Origin of the sequence: Nocardioides sediminis (assembly GCF_003047295.1) — a bacterium.
Taxonomy (GTDB): domain Bacteria; phylum Actinomycetota; class Actinomycetes; order Propionibacteriales; family Nocardioidaceae; genus Nocardioides; species Nocardioides sediminis.
The window spans coordinates 332,089-347,854 of sequence record NZ_PZYZ01000001.1 but is presented as its reverse complement, the minus strand read 5'-3'; the positions used below and the strand labels follow the sequence as shown (position 1 = coordinate 347,854).

The following is a 15,766-nucleotide window of genomic DNA, read 5'->3' as shown; positions in this document are numbered from 1 at the left end:
AGGCTCACCTCGTCACCAGCTCGACGTAGGCGTCCTCCAGCGTCGGGTCCCGGTGGCTCACGCGACCGACGCGCGTGCCGTCGAGGCCGGCCAGCACGTGCTGGGTGACCTCCGCACCGGGCTCGCAGGAGACCACGAGGACCTGCAGCTGCCCGCGGTCCTCGACCACCACGCTGCGGACGCCGCCGGTGCCGCGAGCCACCTCGACGGCGTCGTCGGAGACGCCGTACGTCTCGACCTCGAGGACCCGCCCGGCACTGACCAGCTGCTTGAGCTGCGTCGGGGTGCCCTCGGCGACGATCTCGCCCGAGCGGATCACCGCGATCCGGTCGCACAGCTCGTCGGCCTCGAACATGTAGTGCGTGGTGAGGAGCACCGTCTTGCCCTGCTCGCGCAGCCCCGCGATGGTCGCGCGCAGCTCGCGGGCGCCGACGGGGTCGATGCCGATCGAGGGCTCGTCGAGGAAGAACACGTCCGGGTCGTGCAGCAGCCCGCGGGCGATGTGCAGCCGCTGCCGCATGCCGCGGGAGTAGCCCTCGACCCGCTCCCCCTCCCGGCCGGTGAGCCCGACGAGCTCGAGCAGCGAGCCGATCCGTTCCTTCTGCTCGCGCGGCGGGACGCCGTACAGCTCGGAGAAGTAGCGCAGGTTGTCCAGGCCAGAGAGTCGTTCGTAGAGACCCCGGTCGCCGCCGAAGACGTAGCCGATGCGGCGGCGGACCTCGCGGACGTCGCCCACGACGTCCCGGCCCAGCACCGACGCGCTGCCCGAGGTCGGGATCAGCAACGTGATCAGCATCTTGATCGTGGTGGTCTTGCCGGCGCCGTTGGGCCCGAGCAAGCCGAACAGCTCGCCCGGCGCGATCTCGAAGCTGACGCCCCTGACCGCCTCGACGGTCCTGCGCGTCGGCCGCAGGGCTCCCTGCCTGGTCCGGAACGTACGGCGGAGGTCGCGCGCCTCGACGGCGGGGGTCTCGGTCAGCGGCACTCGCGCGAGGCTACGCCCGTCAAGCCGCCCTGACAGTGATGCCACGCGGGTTTCGACACCGACCGTCGCCGCTTCGCAGGCTCAGCGGCGGGCCGTGCTCAACCGCCCGCGTCACGGACGCTCGCTCGTGCCTCGCGACCGTCCTACGCGTGCCCGTCGAACATGGAGGTGACGGAACCGTCCTCGAAGACCTCCTTGATCGCCCGCGAGATGAGCGGCGCGATCGAGAGGGTCGTCAGCTTGTCGAACTGCTTGTCCGCGGCGACCGGAAGCGTGTTGGTCACCACGACCTCGGTGGCGGACGAGTTCTTGAGCCGGTCGACGGCCGGATCGGAGAGGATCGCGTGGGTCGCGGCGATGATGACGCCCGCGGCGCCCTCGTCGATGCACGCCTCGGCGGCCTTCACGATCGTGCCGCCGGTGTCGATCATGTCGTCGGTCAGGATGCAGATCTTCCCCTTGACGTCACCGACCACGCGGTTGGCGACGACCTCGTTGGCCACGTCGGTGCGTCGGGTCTTGTGGATGAACGCCAGGGGAACGCCGCCGAGCCGGGCCGACCAGCGCTCGGCGACCTTGATCCGGCCGGCGTCGGGCGAGACGACGGCGAGCGGCTGGTCGCCGTACTTCTCGTTGACGTAGTCGGTGAGGATCGGGAGCGCCATCAGGTGGTCGACGGGTCCGTCGAAGAAGCCCTGGATCTGGTCGGCGTGCAGGTCGACGGTGATCAGGCGGTCGGCGCCGGCGGTCTTGAAGAGGTCGGCGACCAGCCGGGCGGAGATGGGCTCACGACCGCGGTGCTTCTTGTCCTGGCGGCCGTAGCCGTAGAACGGCATCACCACGGTGATCCGCTTGGCCGAGGCCCGCTTGAGGGCGTCGACCATGATCAGGTGCTCCATGATCCACTCGTTGATCGGAGCGGTGTGGCTCTGGATCACAAAGGCGTCGCACCCACGGACCGACTCCTCGTAGCGCACGTAGAGCTCGCCGTTGGCGAACTCGTACGCCGACTGCGGCACCAGCGCCGTGTCGAGGAGGTCAGCCACCTCGACGGCCAGCGTCGGGTGGGCCCGACCGCTGAAGACCATCAGGTTCTTCTCGGTCGTCTTCTTCAGTCCGGTCACCGGCTGCGACTCCTCGTTCGGGGGATGGAGTGTCGACGTCAGGATTGTGACGCACTCCGGCCGTCTGGCCCAACCCCAGGGTCCACCTCGCGTTCACCCGGGGCTGCGCCTGTGACCGACGCCTCCTCCGCGGCCGCGGCGGCCTCCGCCTGGGCGGTCCCGGGGCGCCGCTTGCGGACCCAGCCCTCGAGGTTGCGCTGCGGGCCGCTGCTGACGGCCAGCGCGCCGGGCGGGACGTCGCGTCGTACGACGGTGCCACCGGCGGTGCCTGCACCGTCGCCGACCGAGACCGGGGCGACGAAGGTGTTGTTGGAGCCCGTGCGGACGTTGCGGCCCACGACGGTCCGGTGCTTGGCGATGCCGTCGTAGTTGGCGAAGATCGTGCCGGCGCCGATGTTGGTCCCCTCGCCGATCTCCGCGTCGCCGACGTAGGACAGGTGAGGCACCTTGGCGCCGTCGCCGATCGTGCTGTTCTTGGTCTCCACGAAGGCCCCCACCTTGCCCGCGACCCCGATGCGTGAGCCGGGTCGCAGGTAGGAGAACGGCCCGACGTTGGCCCGGTCGCCGATGACGGCGAGCTCGGCGTGGGTGCGTACGACGCGGGCGCCCTCCCCGACCTCGCAGTCCTTCAGCGTCGTGTCCGGCCCGACGACCGCGTCCTCGGCCACCACGGTGGCGCCGAGGAGCTGGGTGCCGGGCAGGATCGTGACGTCCGGCGCGAGCTGCACGTCGGCGTCGATCCACGTCGTGGCCGGGTCCATCACGGTGACGCCGTCCTGCATCCACCGGGTGACGATGCGCCGGTTGAGCTCGCGGCCGAGCTCGGCGAGCTGGGCGCGGTCGTTGGCCCCCTCGGTCTGCCGGACGTCGTCGACCCGGTGCGCGCCGACGGTGAGGCCGGCGTCGCGGGCGAGCTGGACGGTGTCGGTGAGGTAGTACTCGCCCTTGTTGTTGTCGTTGGTGATGCGGCCCAGCGCGTCGGCGAGGAACTCGGCGTCGAAGGCCAGGATGCCGGAGCTGATCTCCGCGATCTCGCGCTGCTCGGGGCTGGCGTCCTTCTCCTCCACGATCGCCTCGACGTCGCCCTCGTCGTTGCGCACGATCCGGCCGTAGCCGAACGGGTAGTCGACGATGCCGGTGAGGATGCTGACCGCGCGCTGCGCCGCCTCGTGCTCCTCGGCGAAGGCGCGGAGGCTCTCGCCGCGCAGCAGGGGCGTGTCACCCGCCGCGACGATCACGGTGCCCTTGGTCGGCCCCGCGGCCTCCATGGCGATCCGGACGGCGTGCCCGGTGCCGTCCTGGGTCTCCTGGACCGCGAGCACCGCCTCGGGCACGAGCTCCTGGATGTGGGGTCCCACCTGCTCGCGCTGGTGGCCCACCACGGCGACGACCCGCTGCGGCTCGACGGCCTGCACGGCGCGCAGGACGTGGCCGATCATGCTGCGTCCACCGATGGGGTGCAGGACCTTCATCGTCTTGGACTTCATGCGGGTGCCGCCGCCGGCGGCGAGCACGATCACGGTGAGGTTGTCCATGGGGCGCAGTCTGCCAGCGACGCTCGGCGCGTCCTCGGGGGCGGTCCCCGGGCGGTGAGCACAGCGAAGGCAGTTCGGTGCTCGTCGTCCCCTGGTGAGCGTGGCCTCGGTCGTCGGGCTCGCGAACTGCCTTCGCTGTGCGCCTGAAACCGCGGGCACGGCATCCGGGAGGGCGAGACCTCGCGCCGTACGACTACTTCACCTGCTCGGGCCGCTCGACCCGACGCGGCGGCCATACCTCGTCTTCTGGGAGGACGACCTGGTCGCCTCGGCGCGCGCGGAGCTCCCGCCGGTCAAGTCCCCTGTCGAGGCCCGGTTCGTCCCGGGCGGGGCGCGCGTACTCCCCCGACGGTTCGCGGCACTCCATGGACGACGTCCCGCCCGACTCACCGCCCGAGCGGTGAGTGAGCCACCTTCCGACGGCACCCGAATGTCGCTGACCGACCGCCGGCCGGCGCGGCGTACGACGACTCGCGTGCGGGCGGTGAGTCAGCCACCTTCCCGGGGCAGCGCACTGTGGCTGGCGCACCGCTGGTCGGTGAGGTGCCCTCGGCGAGCGCGGCGGGACTCGGGCTCCCGCGGCATGACTCCCACAGCGAGGCTGGACCGCCCTACATCATGTAGACGATCGAGTCCTCGCTCCGGCCCTCCACGAAGAGGTCCTCGGCCTTGGCCAGCAGCTTCAGGTACCCGGCGTCGGTGATGGTCTTCACCAGACCGGCCTCCATCGCCGCCATGTCCTCGAAGTCGGTGAACCAGTGCACCGTGGACAACGGGCCACCGACCTGGAGGCCCCACGTGGTGGGGAGCCCCATCGTCTCGGTCACGTACTGCGACACCTCGGCGGCGAAGCCCGCCGCTTCCTGCTGCTTGGCCCCGGCGACGAGCGCGGTCCTGTGGAATCGGATTGTCATGACGTCCTCCCGTGGTTTCGGTTCGGCCAAGGGGCGCGTGCGCACGCCACGGTGCGCACCGGCACCTCGGTCGCTGACGTCTCCACGCTGCCCGGTCGGGAGCGACCCGAATAGAGGCGAAGGGACCGGCCTCCTCGGCGGGTGACCTGGGTCCCGCGGCGAGAGAGGGCGAGGGGCGACGGGGCCCCGTCCGGTCACCGCCGTCGGCGCCGGGACGAGCTGGCTCCCCGGGTAGGAGTCGAACCTACGTCGCTAGTCCTGATTCAAAGTCAGGCGGGCCCTGCCGGCAGACCAACCGGGGATAGGCGGCCAAGCCTAGGGCCCGACCCGGGCAGGACTGCCGAGACCCGGCAGACCAACCGGGGACAGGCGGCCAAGCCCAGGGCCCGCGCCCCGTCGTCCCGGCGACACCTCCACCGGATCAGGGCGATTCCCGATGCGCGGTGTCGGCGGTCCCGGCTAGCGTCGTCGTCGTGACGGTGACCCAGGGAGCCGAGCCGACGGTGATCAGCACCGTCGGGCTCACCAAGCACTACGGGCACGTGCACGCCCTCCACGACCTCGACGTGGAGGTGGGCGAGGGGGTCACGGGCCTGGTCGGCGCCAACGGGGCCGGCAAGTCGACGCTGATCAAGATCCTGCTGGGGCTGCTCGAGCCCACCGCCGGCAGTGCGCGGGTGCTCGGCCACGACATCGCCACCGCGGGAGAGGAGATCCGCCGGCTGGTGGGCTACATGCCCGAGCACGACTGCCTGCCGCCCGACGTGAGCGCCAGCGAGTTCGTCGTGCACATGGCACGGATGTCCGGGCTGGGGCGGTCGGCGGCGCGCGAGCGGTCCGCCGACGTGCTGCGGCACGTGGGCCTCGACGAGGAGCGCTACCGGCCGATGGGCGGCTACTCCACGGGCATGAAGCAGCGCGCCAAGCTCGCCCAGGCCCTCGTCCACGACCCGCGGTTGGTCTTCCTCGACGAGCCGACCAACGGCCTCGACCCCGCCGCGCGAACCGACATGCTCGGCCTCGTCCGGCGCATCGGCAGCGACTTCGGCATCGCCGTGCTGGTCACCTCCCACCTGCTCGGCGAGCTCGAGCAGGTCAGTGACCACGTCGTCGTGCTCGACGCCGGGCACCTGCTCCGCTCCAGCGCGACCGGGGACTTCCTCGAGCAGACCGGCCGCCTGCTGGTCGAGGTGATCGGCGGGACCGAGGAGCGCGACCGCTTCGGCGAGGCACTCGCGGCCGCCGGGCTCACCTGCCGTCCCCGCGGCACGACCATCGCCATCGAACCGCCGCCGGCGCACCTCGCCGTGCACGACGTGGTCCGCGACACCGCCGCCGACCTCGGGCTGGGCCTGATGCGTCTCCAGCCCGACCGCCGCCACCTCGAGGACGTGTTCCTCGACGACGCCGCGCCGGCCCGGGGCGGTGCCCGTGGCTGACCAGCGCGCCGGCGTCATCCACGACCTCGGCTACCGCCACTACGACGGCCCCCGCGACGGGGTGGCGACGATCGCCCGCACCCTGTTCGTCACCGGCCTGCGGCATGCGTTCGGGCTCGGGCGCTCCGGCAGGTCCAAGATCCTGCCGTTCCTGCTGCTCGGCATCGCCGTCGTACCGGCCGCCGTCGTCGTCGGCGTGGTGACCTTCCTCCCGGTCTCCGAGCTGCCCCTCACCTACGCCGGCTACACCAACCAGATCCAGCTGGTGGTGAGCCTGTTCGCGGCCGCCCAGGCACCGGTGCTGTTCTCCCGCGACCTGCGCCACCGCTCGATCGTCCTCTACCTCGCACGCCCGCTCCCCGCCCACGTGCTGGCCCTGACCCGCTGGTTCTCGCTCACGACCGCGCTGCTCGTGTTCATGCTGCTGCCGGCCCTCGTCCTGTACGTCGGAGGCCTGCTCGCCGGGCTCGACGTCGGCGGCCAGACCGTCGACCTCCTCAAGGCCGTCGCGCTCCTCGTGCTGGTCGCCGCCATGGTCGCCGGCATCACCGGCTTCATCTCCTCGGTGTCCCTGCGGCGAGGCTTCGCCGTGGTCGGCTCGATCGTCGCGCTGGTGGTGGTGCCGGGCGTCGTGACCGCCGTCCAGGCCATCGCCTCCGAGGAGGGCGCCGACGAGGTCGGGGTCGCCGCCGGGCTCGCGTCGCCGTGGTCGCTCAACAGCGGGCTGGCCGACGCGTGGGGCGCCGGCGTCACGGTCTTCACACCGCCCACCGGGGCCTGGGTGGCGGCGTACGTCGTCGTCGCCCTGCTCGTCGCGGCACTCGGACTGGCCGCGATCGTGGCCCGCTTCCTCAGGGTGGGGTCCCAGTGAGCGGCCCCGGGAGCACGCTGGTCCTCGACTCGGTCTCGCGATGGTTCGGCAACGTCGTCGCGGTCAACGACGTGTCGCTGACCATCGGGCCGGGGGTGACCGGGCTGCTCGGCCCCAACGGCGCGGGCAAGACCACGCTGATGGCGCTGATGAGTGGCTTCCTCGCGCCCTCCGCGGGCACCGTCGCGCTCGACGGCGAGCCCGTGTGGCGCCACACCGAGGCCTACCGGCGCATCGGGCTGGTGCCCGAGCGCGAGCTGAGCTTCGGCTACCTCACCGGGCGCCAGTTCGTCCGCGCCAACGCCGACCTGCACCGGCTGCCCGACGCGGCCGGCGCCACCGAGCGGATCCTGGCGGAGGTCGACATGGTCGAACCAGCCGCCCGACGCCTCGACACCTACTCCAAGGGCATGCGCCAGCGGGTCAAGATCGCCGCCGCGCTGGTGCACGACCCGGCCGTGCTGCTCCTCGACGAGCCCTTCAACGGCGTCGACCCGCGCCAGCGGATGCACCTGATGGAGCTCCTCCGCCGGCTCGGGGACGAGGGCCGCACGGTGCTGTTCAGCTCCCACATCCTCGAGGAGGTCGAGCGCCTCGCCCGACACATCGAGGTCGTGGTCTCCGGCCGCCACGCGGCCTCCGGCGACTTCGGCGCGATCAGGAGGCTGATGACCGACCGCCCCGTGCAGTACGCCGTCGCCTCCAGCGACGACCGCGCGCTCGCCACCCTGCTCATCGCCCAGCCGTCGGTGCGGGCCGTGCGCCTCCGGCCCGGCGGCGGGCTGGACGTCGAGGTCGACGACCTCGGCACCTTCGCCGTCGGCCTGCCCCAGTGGACCCGGGCGCAGGGCATCACGCTCCACGACCTCTCCCCCAGCGACGAGTCGCTGGAGAGCGTCTTCGCCTACCTGGTGGCCAGATGAGGACCGACCGATGAACGCCACGATCGTCAAGCTCGCCGCACAGGCCCTGCTCGGCCGCCGCCGCTTCTGGCTGCTGCTGGCCTTCCCGGTGCTGCTCGTCGCGCTGACCGCCACCGTCGCGGCTCTCACCGACGGCGACGCGGCCTGGCCGCTGCTCCCCGGCCTCGGCTACCCGGTGGTGCTGCCACTGGTCGCCGTGCTCGCCGCCTCGTCGGTGCTGGGCCCCGAGGTCGACGACGGCTCGATCGTCTACCTGCTCTCCAAGCCGGTCAACCGCCACGCGATCGCCGTCAGCAAGTGGGTGGTCGCGTGGGCGGCGACGATGCTGGCCGGGGTGCTGCCGCTCTGGGTCTCGGCTCTCGTCGCGGGCGGCGGTGACCGAGCGACCGCCGCAGGCATCGCGGCGGCGGTGGCCGGGACGGCGTACTCCGCGCTCTTCCTGGCGATCTCGGCCGTCACCCGGCACGCCGTGATCGTGTCGCTGCTCTTCGTGCTGATCTGGGAGGGGCTGCTCGGCAACCTGCTCAGCGGCGTCGCGTGGCTCAGCGTCGCCCAGTGGGGCCTGCGGATCGGGCACGAGCTCTCCCCCGAGCTGCCCGACCCGACCAACCTGCCGTGGGCGCTGCTCGCCAGCGTGGTGGTGACGGCCGGTGGGGCGTGGTTCGCCGGCGACCGCCTCCGGTCGTTCTCGCTGCGAGGCGAGGACTAGGCACCGGGACCAGGCACTAGGGTCGGCCGCGTGGACCTGCCCGTGATGCCACCCGTCCAGCCGATGCTCGCCAAGGCGGTCAAGGGGATCCCCGACCCGGCGAAGCACGGGGGCCTGGTCTTCGAGCCCAAGTGGGACGGCTTCCGCTGCATCGTCTTCCGCGACGGCGACGAGGTCGAGCTGACCAGCCGCAACACCAAGCCGCTGACCCGTTACTTCCCCGAGCTCGTCGCCGCGATCAAGGAGCAGCTGCCCCAGCGCATCGTGCTCGACGGCGAGGTGTTCGTGGCCGTCGGTGACCGCCTCGAGTTCGAGGTGCTGCAGGAGCGCATCCACCCCGCCAAGTCCCGCGTCGACATGCTCAGCGAGAAGACCCCGGCCGGCTTCGTCGCCTTCGACCTGCTCGCCCTGGGCGACACGTCGTACGTCGACCGGCCGCTCGCCGAGCGCCGCGCGGCCCTCGAGGAGGCGCTCGGCCACCTCGACGGCGGCCCCTGCTTCCTGACCCGCACGACGACCGACCCCGCCGAGGCCGGGCAGTGGTTCGAGGAGTTCGAGGGCGCGGGCCTCGACGGCGTGATCGCGAAGCCGCTCGACGCGCCGTACGTCCAGAACGGCCGCACCATGATGAAGGTCAAGCACGAGCGCACCGCCGACGTCGTGGTCGCCGGCTACCGCGAGCACAAGACGTCGACGCCCGGGCGGCCGCTGCTCGGCAGCCTGCTCCTCGGGCTGTACGCCGACGGCGAGCTGCAGCACGTCGGCGTCAGCGCGTCCTTCACCGCCGCCCGCCGGGCCGAGCTGATCGAGGAGCTCCAGCCGCTCGTCTGCCCGATCGAGGACCACCCGTGGGGGAAGTGGCAGGAGTTCCTGACCGCCAACCCCGACCGCATCCCCGGCACGCAGAGCCGGTGGAGCCAGGGCAAGGACCTCGGCTTCACGCCGTTGCGGCCCGAGCGGGTGCTCGAGGTGAAGTACGACCACATGGAGGGCCGTCGCTTCCGGCACACTGCGCAGTTCAAGAGGTGGCGGCCGGACCGCGATCCGGAGTCGTGCGGATACGACCAGCTGGAGGAGCCGGTCAGCTATGACCTGGCTAGAATTTTGAGTGGAGGCGATCACCATGAGTGAGACCAACGGACCCCTGGACAACGGCCGCGACAGCGGGGACATCACCGACGGCCGGGGCACCTACGACGTGGTCCTGCTCGTCGAGCAGGCCATGAGCAAGCAGGACGCCGAGCAGGTCCGCTCGCTGCACAACGAGATCGCCGACCGGGTCATCTACCACGTGCTGATGCCCCTCGAGGACGCCGCGGCCCGCGTCGAGGCGTCGGTCGGGATGCTCGGCGCCGGGGACGTCATGTCCGCGCCCGCGCTGGCCATGACCGAGGACGAGCTCGCCGCCGTGCGCGAGGAGTGCCGCGAGCGCTCCGACAACGACCTGACCCGCACCCTGGCGGCCCTCGCCGCCGCGGGCGCCACCGCCAAGGGCACCGTCACCGGGCAGCCGCCCGTCGAGGCCTTGGCCGACAAGGTCACCGAGGTCGGCGCGCGCGAGGCCATCATCCTGACCCGCCCGCACGTGGTGGCCGAGTTCTTCCACGTCGACTGGACCTCCCGGGCCCGCCGCAAGCTCGGCGTACCCGTCCTGCACCTGCTCGAGCACGAGACCTTCGACGAGCAGGCCGGCGGCGGCGAGGGCGTCACCGGGCTCTGATCGCGGCCTCTAGGGTGGCGGCGTGAAGATCGCCCCCCGTCTGAGCCGCTCCGGCCTGCGTCGGTCCGGCCGGCTGAGGGTCGGCTTCCTGGTCCTTAACCTGGACGGGATGGGCGGGACCTCGCGCTCCGCGATCACCCAGGCCAACGCGCTCGCCCGTCGCGGCAACGTCGACGTGCGGATGCTGTCGGTCACCCGGACCGCCGACACCCCGCACTACCCGATCGACCCGGCGGTGGCCGTCGAGCACCTCGTCGACGTGCGCGGCGACGACCCGCGGCACCGGCAGCCCTCGCGGCTGGTCCCGAGGCGGTGGGACAGCCAGTTCTCGGCACTTACCGACGACGGGCTCGAGGCCGCGCTGCCCGGGCTCGACGTCGACGTGCTCGTCACCGTCACCCCGGCGCTGATGGCGGTCGCGGTGATGCTGCTCCCCCGCGACGTCGCGGTCGTGCACCAGGAGCACCGCTCCTCCGCGGACCGGGTCGGCGGCATGGAGCCGCTGCTGGCCTTCGCGCCGCGCACGGCCGCCGTCGCGCTGCTCACCGCGTCGACCGCGTCCTGGCTGGGCGCCGAGCTCGGGGCGACCGCACCCGAGCTGGTCGTGATGCCCAACCCGTTGCCGCTGGCGCCGCAGCCCCGGTCGCCGCTGGACACCCGCACGATCGTGAGCGCCGGCCGGATCGTGCCGGAGAAGCAGTTCATCCACCTGCTCCGGGCCTTCGAGCAGGTGGCCGACGACGCCCCCGGCTGGCGGCTGCGGATCCTCGGCGACGGGCCGCTGCGCGAGGAGCTCCTCGCCCACGCCGCCAAGGCCGGGCTCGAGGACCGGGTCGAGCTGCCCGGCGCCGTCCCCGACATGGCGCCGGAGTGGGCACGCGCGTCGGTGTGCGCGATGTCGTCGCGGACCGAGGGCTTCCCGCTGGTCGCCCAGGAGGCGATGTCGGCGGGCGTCCCGGTCGTGACCTACGACTGCCCGTCCGGGCCGCGCGAGCTGGTCGAGGACGAGGTCTCCGGGCTGCTCGTGGGCGCGGGCGCCAAGGCCGGGCTGGCCGCCGCGCTGCGCCGGGTGACGACCGACCCCGACCTGCTCGCCCGGCTCGGCGCGGGGGCGTTCGAAGCCTCGCGGCAGTACGACGCCGACGCGATCGCGGCCCGCTGGGAGGCGGTGCTCGAGCGCGCCGCCGGGCGCGGCTCCGGCCCGGTAGTTTGGGACGAACTCGGTGGCGACTCCGCGGTTTCACCTACGAGTTCGTCCCAAACTATCCCGTTCAGCCGGGACGGGATGCCCGTCGAGATCCCGCTCGTGACGCCGGCCGGGGCGCGGTCCGAGGCCGTGCGGCTGGTCACGGCTGCCGCCGAGCGGGCCGGTGGCGGGTGGTTCGTCATCCCGCCGCACGACGGCCCCGCCCCCGTGGTCGTCGTACCGACCGCGCAGCGGCGTGCCCTGCTGGAGCACCTGCGGGACGCGCCCGCGCACCTCGCGCTCCGCGACCCCGGCGACCGCGGCTGGCCCGAGCGTCGCCTCCGGGTCGACGAGCTGGTCGACGCGCTGCGCAACGCCGCGCCCAACCGACTGGTCCTCGAGCCGTGGCCGCGCGCGCACGGACGGCGTACGCACCTCGCCGACGACGCCGGCGTCGAGATCGAGTTCTGGGACCGGCTGCCCGACGGCGCCCTGGTCGCCCCCCGGCCCAACCGCTGGACGACCGGGGTGCCGGCCGGCGCCGCGACCGCGACCGTCGAGGTCGCCGGGGTGGAGGTGCCGACGGTCCCGCTGATGGCGCTGCCCACGGCGTACGACGTGAGGTTCCCGGTCGACGTCGTCTACACGTGGGTGGACGGCGAGGACCCGGAGTGGAACGCCGCCCGGGTCGCGCGGGGCGGCGACGAGCTGCGGCAGGAGTCCGCCGGCCAGGCCCGGTTCCGCAGCCGCGACGAGCTGCTCCACTCGATGCGGTCGGTGCACCTCTTCGCGCCGTGGGTGCGCACGATCCACCTCGTCACCGCCGGACAGCGGCCCGGGTGGCTGGCCGACACCGCGCAGCTCGACGGCCGGGTGCGCGTCGTGGACCACCGCGAGATCCTGCCGCCCGATGCGCTGCCGACCTTCAACTCCCAGGCCATCGAGACGGCGCTGCACCGGGTTCCGGGCCTGGCCGAGCACTTCGTCTACCTCAACGACGACGTCTTCCTCGGCCGGGCGACCCGGCCGGAGCTGTTCTTCAACGCCGGTGGCGCGTTCGCGGCCTTCGTCGGGGATGGCGCGGTCGGCCTGCCCGGCACCGCGGACAAGCCCTTCCTGCACGCCGCGGCCACCAACCGGACGCTGATCGAGGAGGCCTTCGGCGTCGCGATCACCCAGGTCATGGCGCACTCCCCCCACCCGCACCGGGTCTCGGTGCTCACCGAGGTCGAGGAGCGCTTCGCCGACGCGGTGGGCCGCACGGCCCGCTCGCCGTTCCGCGCCGAGACCGACGTGTCGATGCTGTCCTCGCTGGCGCAGCACTACGGACTCGTGACCGGGACGGCGTACGCCGCCTCGGCCGAGCACGCGTTCGTCGACCTGAGCAACGCCCGGATCGAACGCCAGCTGCGCCAGCTCCGCGCGCGGGACCGCGACTTCTTCTGCATCGGCGACCACCACGAGTACGCCGTCGACGCCGACGAGGTGGACGCGATGCTGTCGGAGTTCCTCGCCGGCTACTTCCCGGTGAAGGCTCCCTGGGAGCGCTGAGGTCGCGCCGGTCGCGATCACCGCTGAGGCGGTGACCTTGACGGTGCTGGCCGACATTTCGGCCAGCATGCGTCGACATCCCCGCTGAAGCGGTGACTCCGACAGGGCCCTCAGCGCCGGAAGAGGGCGGCGAGCCCCGTGGGCCGCGAGCGCAGCTCCTCCAGCTCGGCGCGCGCGGCGTCGAGCTCGGCGCGGAGCTCGGCGAGCTGCGCGTCCTTCTTCCGTCGTACGTCGCGCCGGCCGGCGGCCACGCGGGCGGTGGTCGCGTCCATGGCGATCGCCTCGGACCAGTCGAACAGCTCGCCGTACTCCTCCTGCAGGGCCGCGAGCTCGGCGATCGCGCCGTCGTCGTGCGGCGAGGTGACCAGCGCGGAGACGGCCTGCCAGGTGCGCTCGGCGAGGTCGCGGAGGCCGGGCGGGACGGCGATGTCGTCCCAGGTGATGGCCGACCGGTTGAGCCGGGCGTCGACGAAGTCGTCGACGGGGTGCGGCGTCACCGACACGTCCGGCGAGTAGGTGAGCCCGAGCTGCTCCCCGGCGCGCGACATCGCGCTGCGCCAGTCGGCCAGCAGGTCGTCGTACCGCACGAAGGCGCGCGGCAGGGCGCGCGTGGCCCCCTCGGTGGCGAAGGCCGCGTTGACCCACGCCGCGACGTTGGCGGTCTCGCGCTGGCGGCGGAAGGTCGGCGTCTGCTCGGTGAGGTAGGCCGAGTCGCGCGAGCGCACGACCTCGGTGGGGTGGCGCAGCATCGTCAGGGTGCACACCTCGGCACCGAGCTCGTCGGCGACCCGCGTCCAGGCCGGGAGGATCCAGAACGCCCGCGGGTCCTTGACCAGCACCTGGGGCTGGTCGAGCTGGTCGGCCAGCCAGTCCCGGAGCTCAGCCTCCACCTCCGGCGTGATCGCCGCGTCGGCGACCTCGGCGGCGTCCGGACGGGTGTCGATGGTGCGCACCGGCACGGGGTTGAGCACCCGCTTGTGGAACTCGGTGACCCACAGCGGCTCGTAGTAGCCGCGCGGGTTCTTGTCGTCGGCGGGCACCTCCGGCTGGGGCACGTGCAGGCCGAGGCGCTTGAGGGTGCCGGCCACGCTCGAGGTGCCGGAGCGGCCGGAACCGGTGACGAGGACGAGGCGGGGCTTCACCCGAGCGAGGCTAGTCGGTCGACAGCTCGGCCACGATGTCGAGGTGCCCCGCGTGCCGGGCGTACTCGGCGAGCACGTGGAAGCAGATCCACTCCAGCGTCGGCGGGTCCTCGGCGAACCGTCCGCCGGGCGACGCCGTCGCGTCGAGCGGAAAGTCCCGCAGCACCCCGCGCGTCCGCGCCCCGACCTCGTCCAGCCGGGACGCCAGCGCCTCCGCCGTCACGTCGGACGGGACCGCCCACCGCGCGCCGGGCGATGCCGAGTCGGAGTCGTCCGACGCCCACGGCTCCGGCGTGGACCAGTCTCCCCACGGGTCGGCCACGGGCTCGGCGAGGAACCCCCACACGAACCAGCGCTGCTCCATGTGCAGCACGTGGTTGAGCAGCTCGAGCGGCGTCCACCCCGACGGCACCCGCGGCCTGCGCTGGTCGTCGTACGACAGGGCGAGGACGCCCCGGACCATCTCGGCGCGCACCCAGTCGAGGTAGTCCGCCCAGCGCTGTGCGCCCGCCGGGCCGGAGCGGGCCGGCTCGTCGCTCACGTGCCCTCGATCCGGTTGCCGTCCTCGTCCCAGTGGGACGCGACCTTCTTCGACGGCTGCACGCGCGGCGGCTCGCCGGGCATCTTGGGGTGGTCGGGGGGGTAGTTGAGCTCGACCGGGTGCTCCTCCCAGAGGTCGAGCAGCGGCTGGAGCGAGTGGTGGACGTCGTCGATCGCCGACCACGGGTCGCCGTCGGAGGCGAGCCGCTCGGGCACCGTGAACAGGTTGAGGTCGGCGGGCGACTCCAGCGAGGCCAGCTCGTCCCACGTCACCGGCGTCGAGACCGGCGCACCGGGAAGGGGCCGCAGCGAGTACGCCGAGGCGATGGTGCGGTCACGCGTGTTCTGGTTGAAGTCGACGAAGATCCGCTCCCCGCGCTCCTCCTTCCACCAGGCGGTGGTGACGCCGTCGTCGCGCTTCTCCAGCTCGCGGCCGAACGCGATCGCCGCGTGCCGCACGGCCGTGAAGTCCCACTCCGGTGAGATCCGTACGTAGACGTGCACCCCACGGTTGCCGGACGTCTTGGCGAAGCCGGTCATCCCGAGGTCGGCCAGCAGCTCGCGGGCCACCCCGGCGACGCGCACGGCGTCGCCGAACGACGTGCCGGGCTGGGGGTCGAGGTCGATGCGCAGCTCGTCGGGATGGTCCACGTCGGCACGACGTACGGGCCACGGGTGGAAGGTCAGGGTCCCCATGTGGGCGCACCAGACCGGCACCGCGATCTCGGTCGGGCAGATCTCCTCGGCCGTCCGGCCCGACGGGAAGGTGATCTCCACCGACTCGAGGTAGTCGGGCGCCCCCTGGGGCACCCGCTTCTGGTAGAACGCGTCGGCGTCCCGGTCCTGCGGGCCGGTCGCGAGCTTCATGCCGGGCCGCACACCGCTCGTCCACCGCTCCAGGGCGGTCGGCCGGTCGCGGAGGGCACGCATGAGCCCGTCCTCGACCGAGGCGAAGTACTCCGCCACCATCAGCTTGGTGACCTCGGGCGTCGTGTCCGTCGCCTCGTAGATCACCCGGTCCGGGGAGGACACGCGCACCTCGCGCTCCCCGGCGACGACCATCGCTGCCTTCGCTGCTGCCATGCCGTCACCGTAGTGGGCCCCACCCCTGCGCACGCTGCTCCGCG

General features: G+C 72.8%; 14 protein-coding genes and 1 tRNA gene. 7 read left to right on the top strand and 8 right to left on the bottom strand.

Annotated features, from left to right (window positions below; translation table 11 throughout):
• Positions 1-4: 4 nt before the first annotated feature.
• The 5 genes from DAI17_RS01640 to DAI17_RS01620 all read right to left on the bottom strand — a co-directional run bounded on the left by DAI17_RS01640 (position 5) and on the right by DAI17_RS01620 (position 4,860).
• Positions 5-985: an ABC transporter ATP-binding protein gene (locus DAI17_RS01640; RefSeq protein WP_234412074.1), complete on the bottom strand. Its 981-nt coding sequence runs from the start codon at positions 983-985 to the stop codon at positions 5-7.
• A 143-nt stretch (positions 986-1,128) separates the two neighbouring features.
• Positions 1,129-2,109 (bottom strand): ribose-phosphate diphosphokinase, encoded by a 981-nt coding sequence (locus DAI17_RS01635; protein ID WP_107771154.1) that lies wholly within the window; start codon positions 2,107-2,109, stop codon positions 1,129-1,131.
• 38 nt (positions 2,110-2,147) lie between these two features.
• Positions 2,148-3,644 carry a bifunctional UDP-N-acetylglucosamine diphosphorylase/glucosamine-1-phosphate N-acetyltransferase GlmU gene (gene glmU / locus DAI17_RS01630; protein WP_107771153.1) on the bottom strand — a complete coding sequence of 499 codons (1,497 nt, stop codon included), beginning with the start codon at positions 3,642-3,644 and terminating at the stop codon, positions 2,148-2,150.
• A gap of 611 nt (positions 3,645-4,255) precedes the next feature.
• Positions 4,256-4,558: a hypothetical protein gene (locus DAI17_RS01625; protein ID WP_107771152.1), complete on the bottom strand. Its 303-nt coding sequence runs from the start codon at positions 4,556-4,558 to the stop codon at positions 4,256-4,258.
• Between the two features lie 220 nt (positions 4,559-4,778).
• Positions 4,779-4,860, bottom strand: a tRNA-Gln gene (locus DAI17_RS01620).
• Between the two features lie 171 nt (positions 4,861-5,031).
• Between DAI17_RS01620 and DAI17_RS01615 the strand changes: the two genes are divergently transcribed.
• From DAI17_RS01615 to DAI17_RS01585, 7 genes are read left to right on the top strand one after another with little or no spacing between them, the layout of a single operon-like run.
• The gene (locus tag DAI17_RS01615; RefSeq protein WP_234412073.1) at positions 5,032-5,997 is read left to right on the top strand and encodes an ABC transporter ATP-binding protein; all 966 of its coding nucleotides are present in this window, start codon (positions 5,032-5,034) and stop codon (positions 5,995-5,997) included.
• Positions 5,990-6,868 (top strand): ABC transporter permease, encoded by an 879-nt coding sequence (locus DAI17_RS01610; RefSeq protein WP_159081293.1) that lies wholly within the window; start codon positions 5,990-5,992, stop codon positions 6,866-6,868. The genes DAI17_RS01615 and DAI17_RS01610 overlap by 8 nt, the downstream gene beginning before the upstream one ends.
• On the top strand, positions 6,865-7,791 hold the full coding sequence (locus DAI17_RS01605; RefSeq protein ID WP_107771150.1) for an ABC transporter ATP-binding protein: 927 nt from the start codon (positions 6,865-6,867) through the stop codon (positions 7,789-7,791). The genes DAI17_RS01610 and DAI17_RS01605 overlap by 4 nt, the downstream gene beginning before the upstream one ends.
• A 10-nt stretch (positions 7,792-7,801) precedes the next feature.
• Positions 7,802-8,500 (top strand): ABC transporter permease, encoded by a 699-nt coding sequence (locus DAI17_RS01600; protein ID WP_107771149.1) that lies wholly within the window; start codon positions 7,802-7,804, stop codon positions 8,498-8,500.
• 30 nt (positions 8,501-8,530) lie between these two features.
• Positions 8,531-9,631 (top strand): ATP-dependent DNA ligase, encoded by a 1,101-nt coding sequence (locus tag DAI17_RS01595; RefSeq protein WP_107771148.1) that lies wholly within the window; start codon positions 8,531-8,533, stop codon positions 9,629-9,631.
• Complete coding sequence (locus DAI17_RS01590) at positions 9,624-10,220, top strand: hypothetical protein (protein ID WP_234412072.1); 597 nt, start codon at positions 9,624-9,626, stop codon at positions 10,218-10,220. The genes DAI17_RS01595 and DAI17_RS01590 overlap by 8 nt, the downstream gene beginning before the upstream one ends.
• Before the next feature lie 22 nt (positions 10,221-10,242).
• On the top strand, positions 10,243-12,957 hold the full coding sequence (locus tag DAI17_RS01585) for a stealth conserved region 3 domain-containing protein (protein WP_159081292.1): 2,715 nt from the start codon (positions 10,243-10,245) through the stop codon (positions 12,955-12,957).
• Positions 12,958-13,067: 110 nt separating this feature from the next.
• On the opposite strand, the gene DAI17_RS01580 is transcribed toward DAI17_RS01585, so the two are convergent.
• Genes DAI17_RS01580 through DAI17_RS01570 form a run of 3 tightly spaced genes read right to left on the bottom strand, consistent with a single transcriptional unit; the run spans position 13,068 to position 15,722 of the window.
• Positions 13,068-14,099: a sulfotransferase family protein gene (locus DAI17_RS01580; protein WP_107771146.1), complete on the bottom strand. Its 1,032-nt coding sequence runs from the start codon at positions 14,097-14,099 to the stop codon at positions 13,068-13,070.
• Positions 14,100-14,109: 10 nt separating this feature from the next.
• Positions 14,110-14,640, bottom strand: a complete 531-nt coding sequence (locus DAI17_RS01575) for a mycothiol transferase (protein ID WP_234412071.1) — start codon at positions 14,638-14,640, stop codon at positions 14,110-14,112.
• The gene (locus DAI17_RS01570) at positions 14,637-15,722 is read right to left on the bottom strand and encodes a DNA polymerase domain-containing protein (protein ID WP_107771145.1); all 1,086 of its coding nucleotides are present in this window, start codon (positions 15,720-15,722) and stop codon (positions 14,637-14,639) included. Before DAI17_RS01570 ends, DAI17_RS01575 begins: the two co-directional genes overlap by 4 nt.
• Positions 15,723-15,766 lie beyond the last annotated feature (44 nt).

What these genes read in the sequence shown, in the direction of transcription:
- DAI17_RS01600 (WP_107771149.1), top strand. Translation starts at nt 7,802, where the DNA reads ATGAACGCCACGATCGTCAAGCTCGCCGCACAGGCCCTGCTCGGCCGC.
- DAI17_RS01590 (WP_234412072.1), top strand. Translation starts at nt 9,624, where the DNA reads ATGAGTGAGACCAACGGACCCCTGGACAACGGCCGCGACAGCGGGGAC.
- DAI17_RS01625 (WP_107771152.1), bottom strand. Translation starts at nt 4,558, where the DNA reads ATGACAATCCGATTCCACAGGACCGCGCTCGTCGCCGGGGCCAAGCAG.
- DAI17_RS01570 (WP_107771145.1), bottom strand. Translation starts at nt 15,722, where the DNA reads ATGGCAGCAGCGAAGGCAGCGATGGTCGTCGCCGGGGAGCGCGAGGTG.
- glmU (WP_107771153.1), bottom strand. Translation starts at nt 3,644, where the DNA reads ATGGACAACCTCACCGTGATCGTGCTCGCCGCCGGCGGCGGCACCCGC.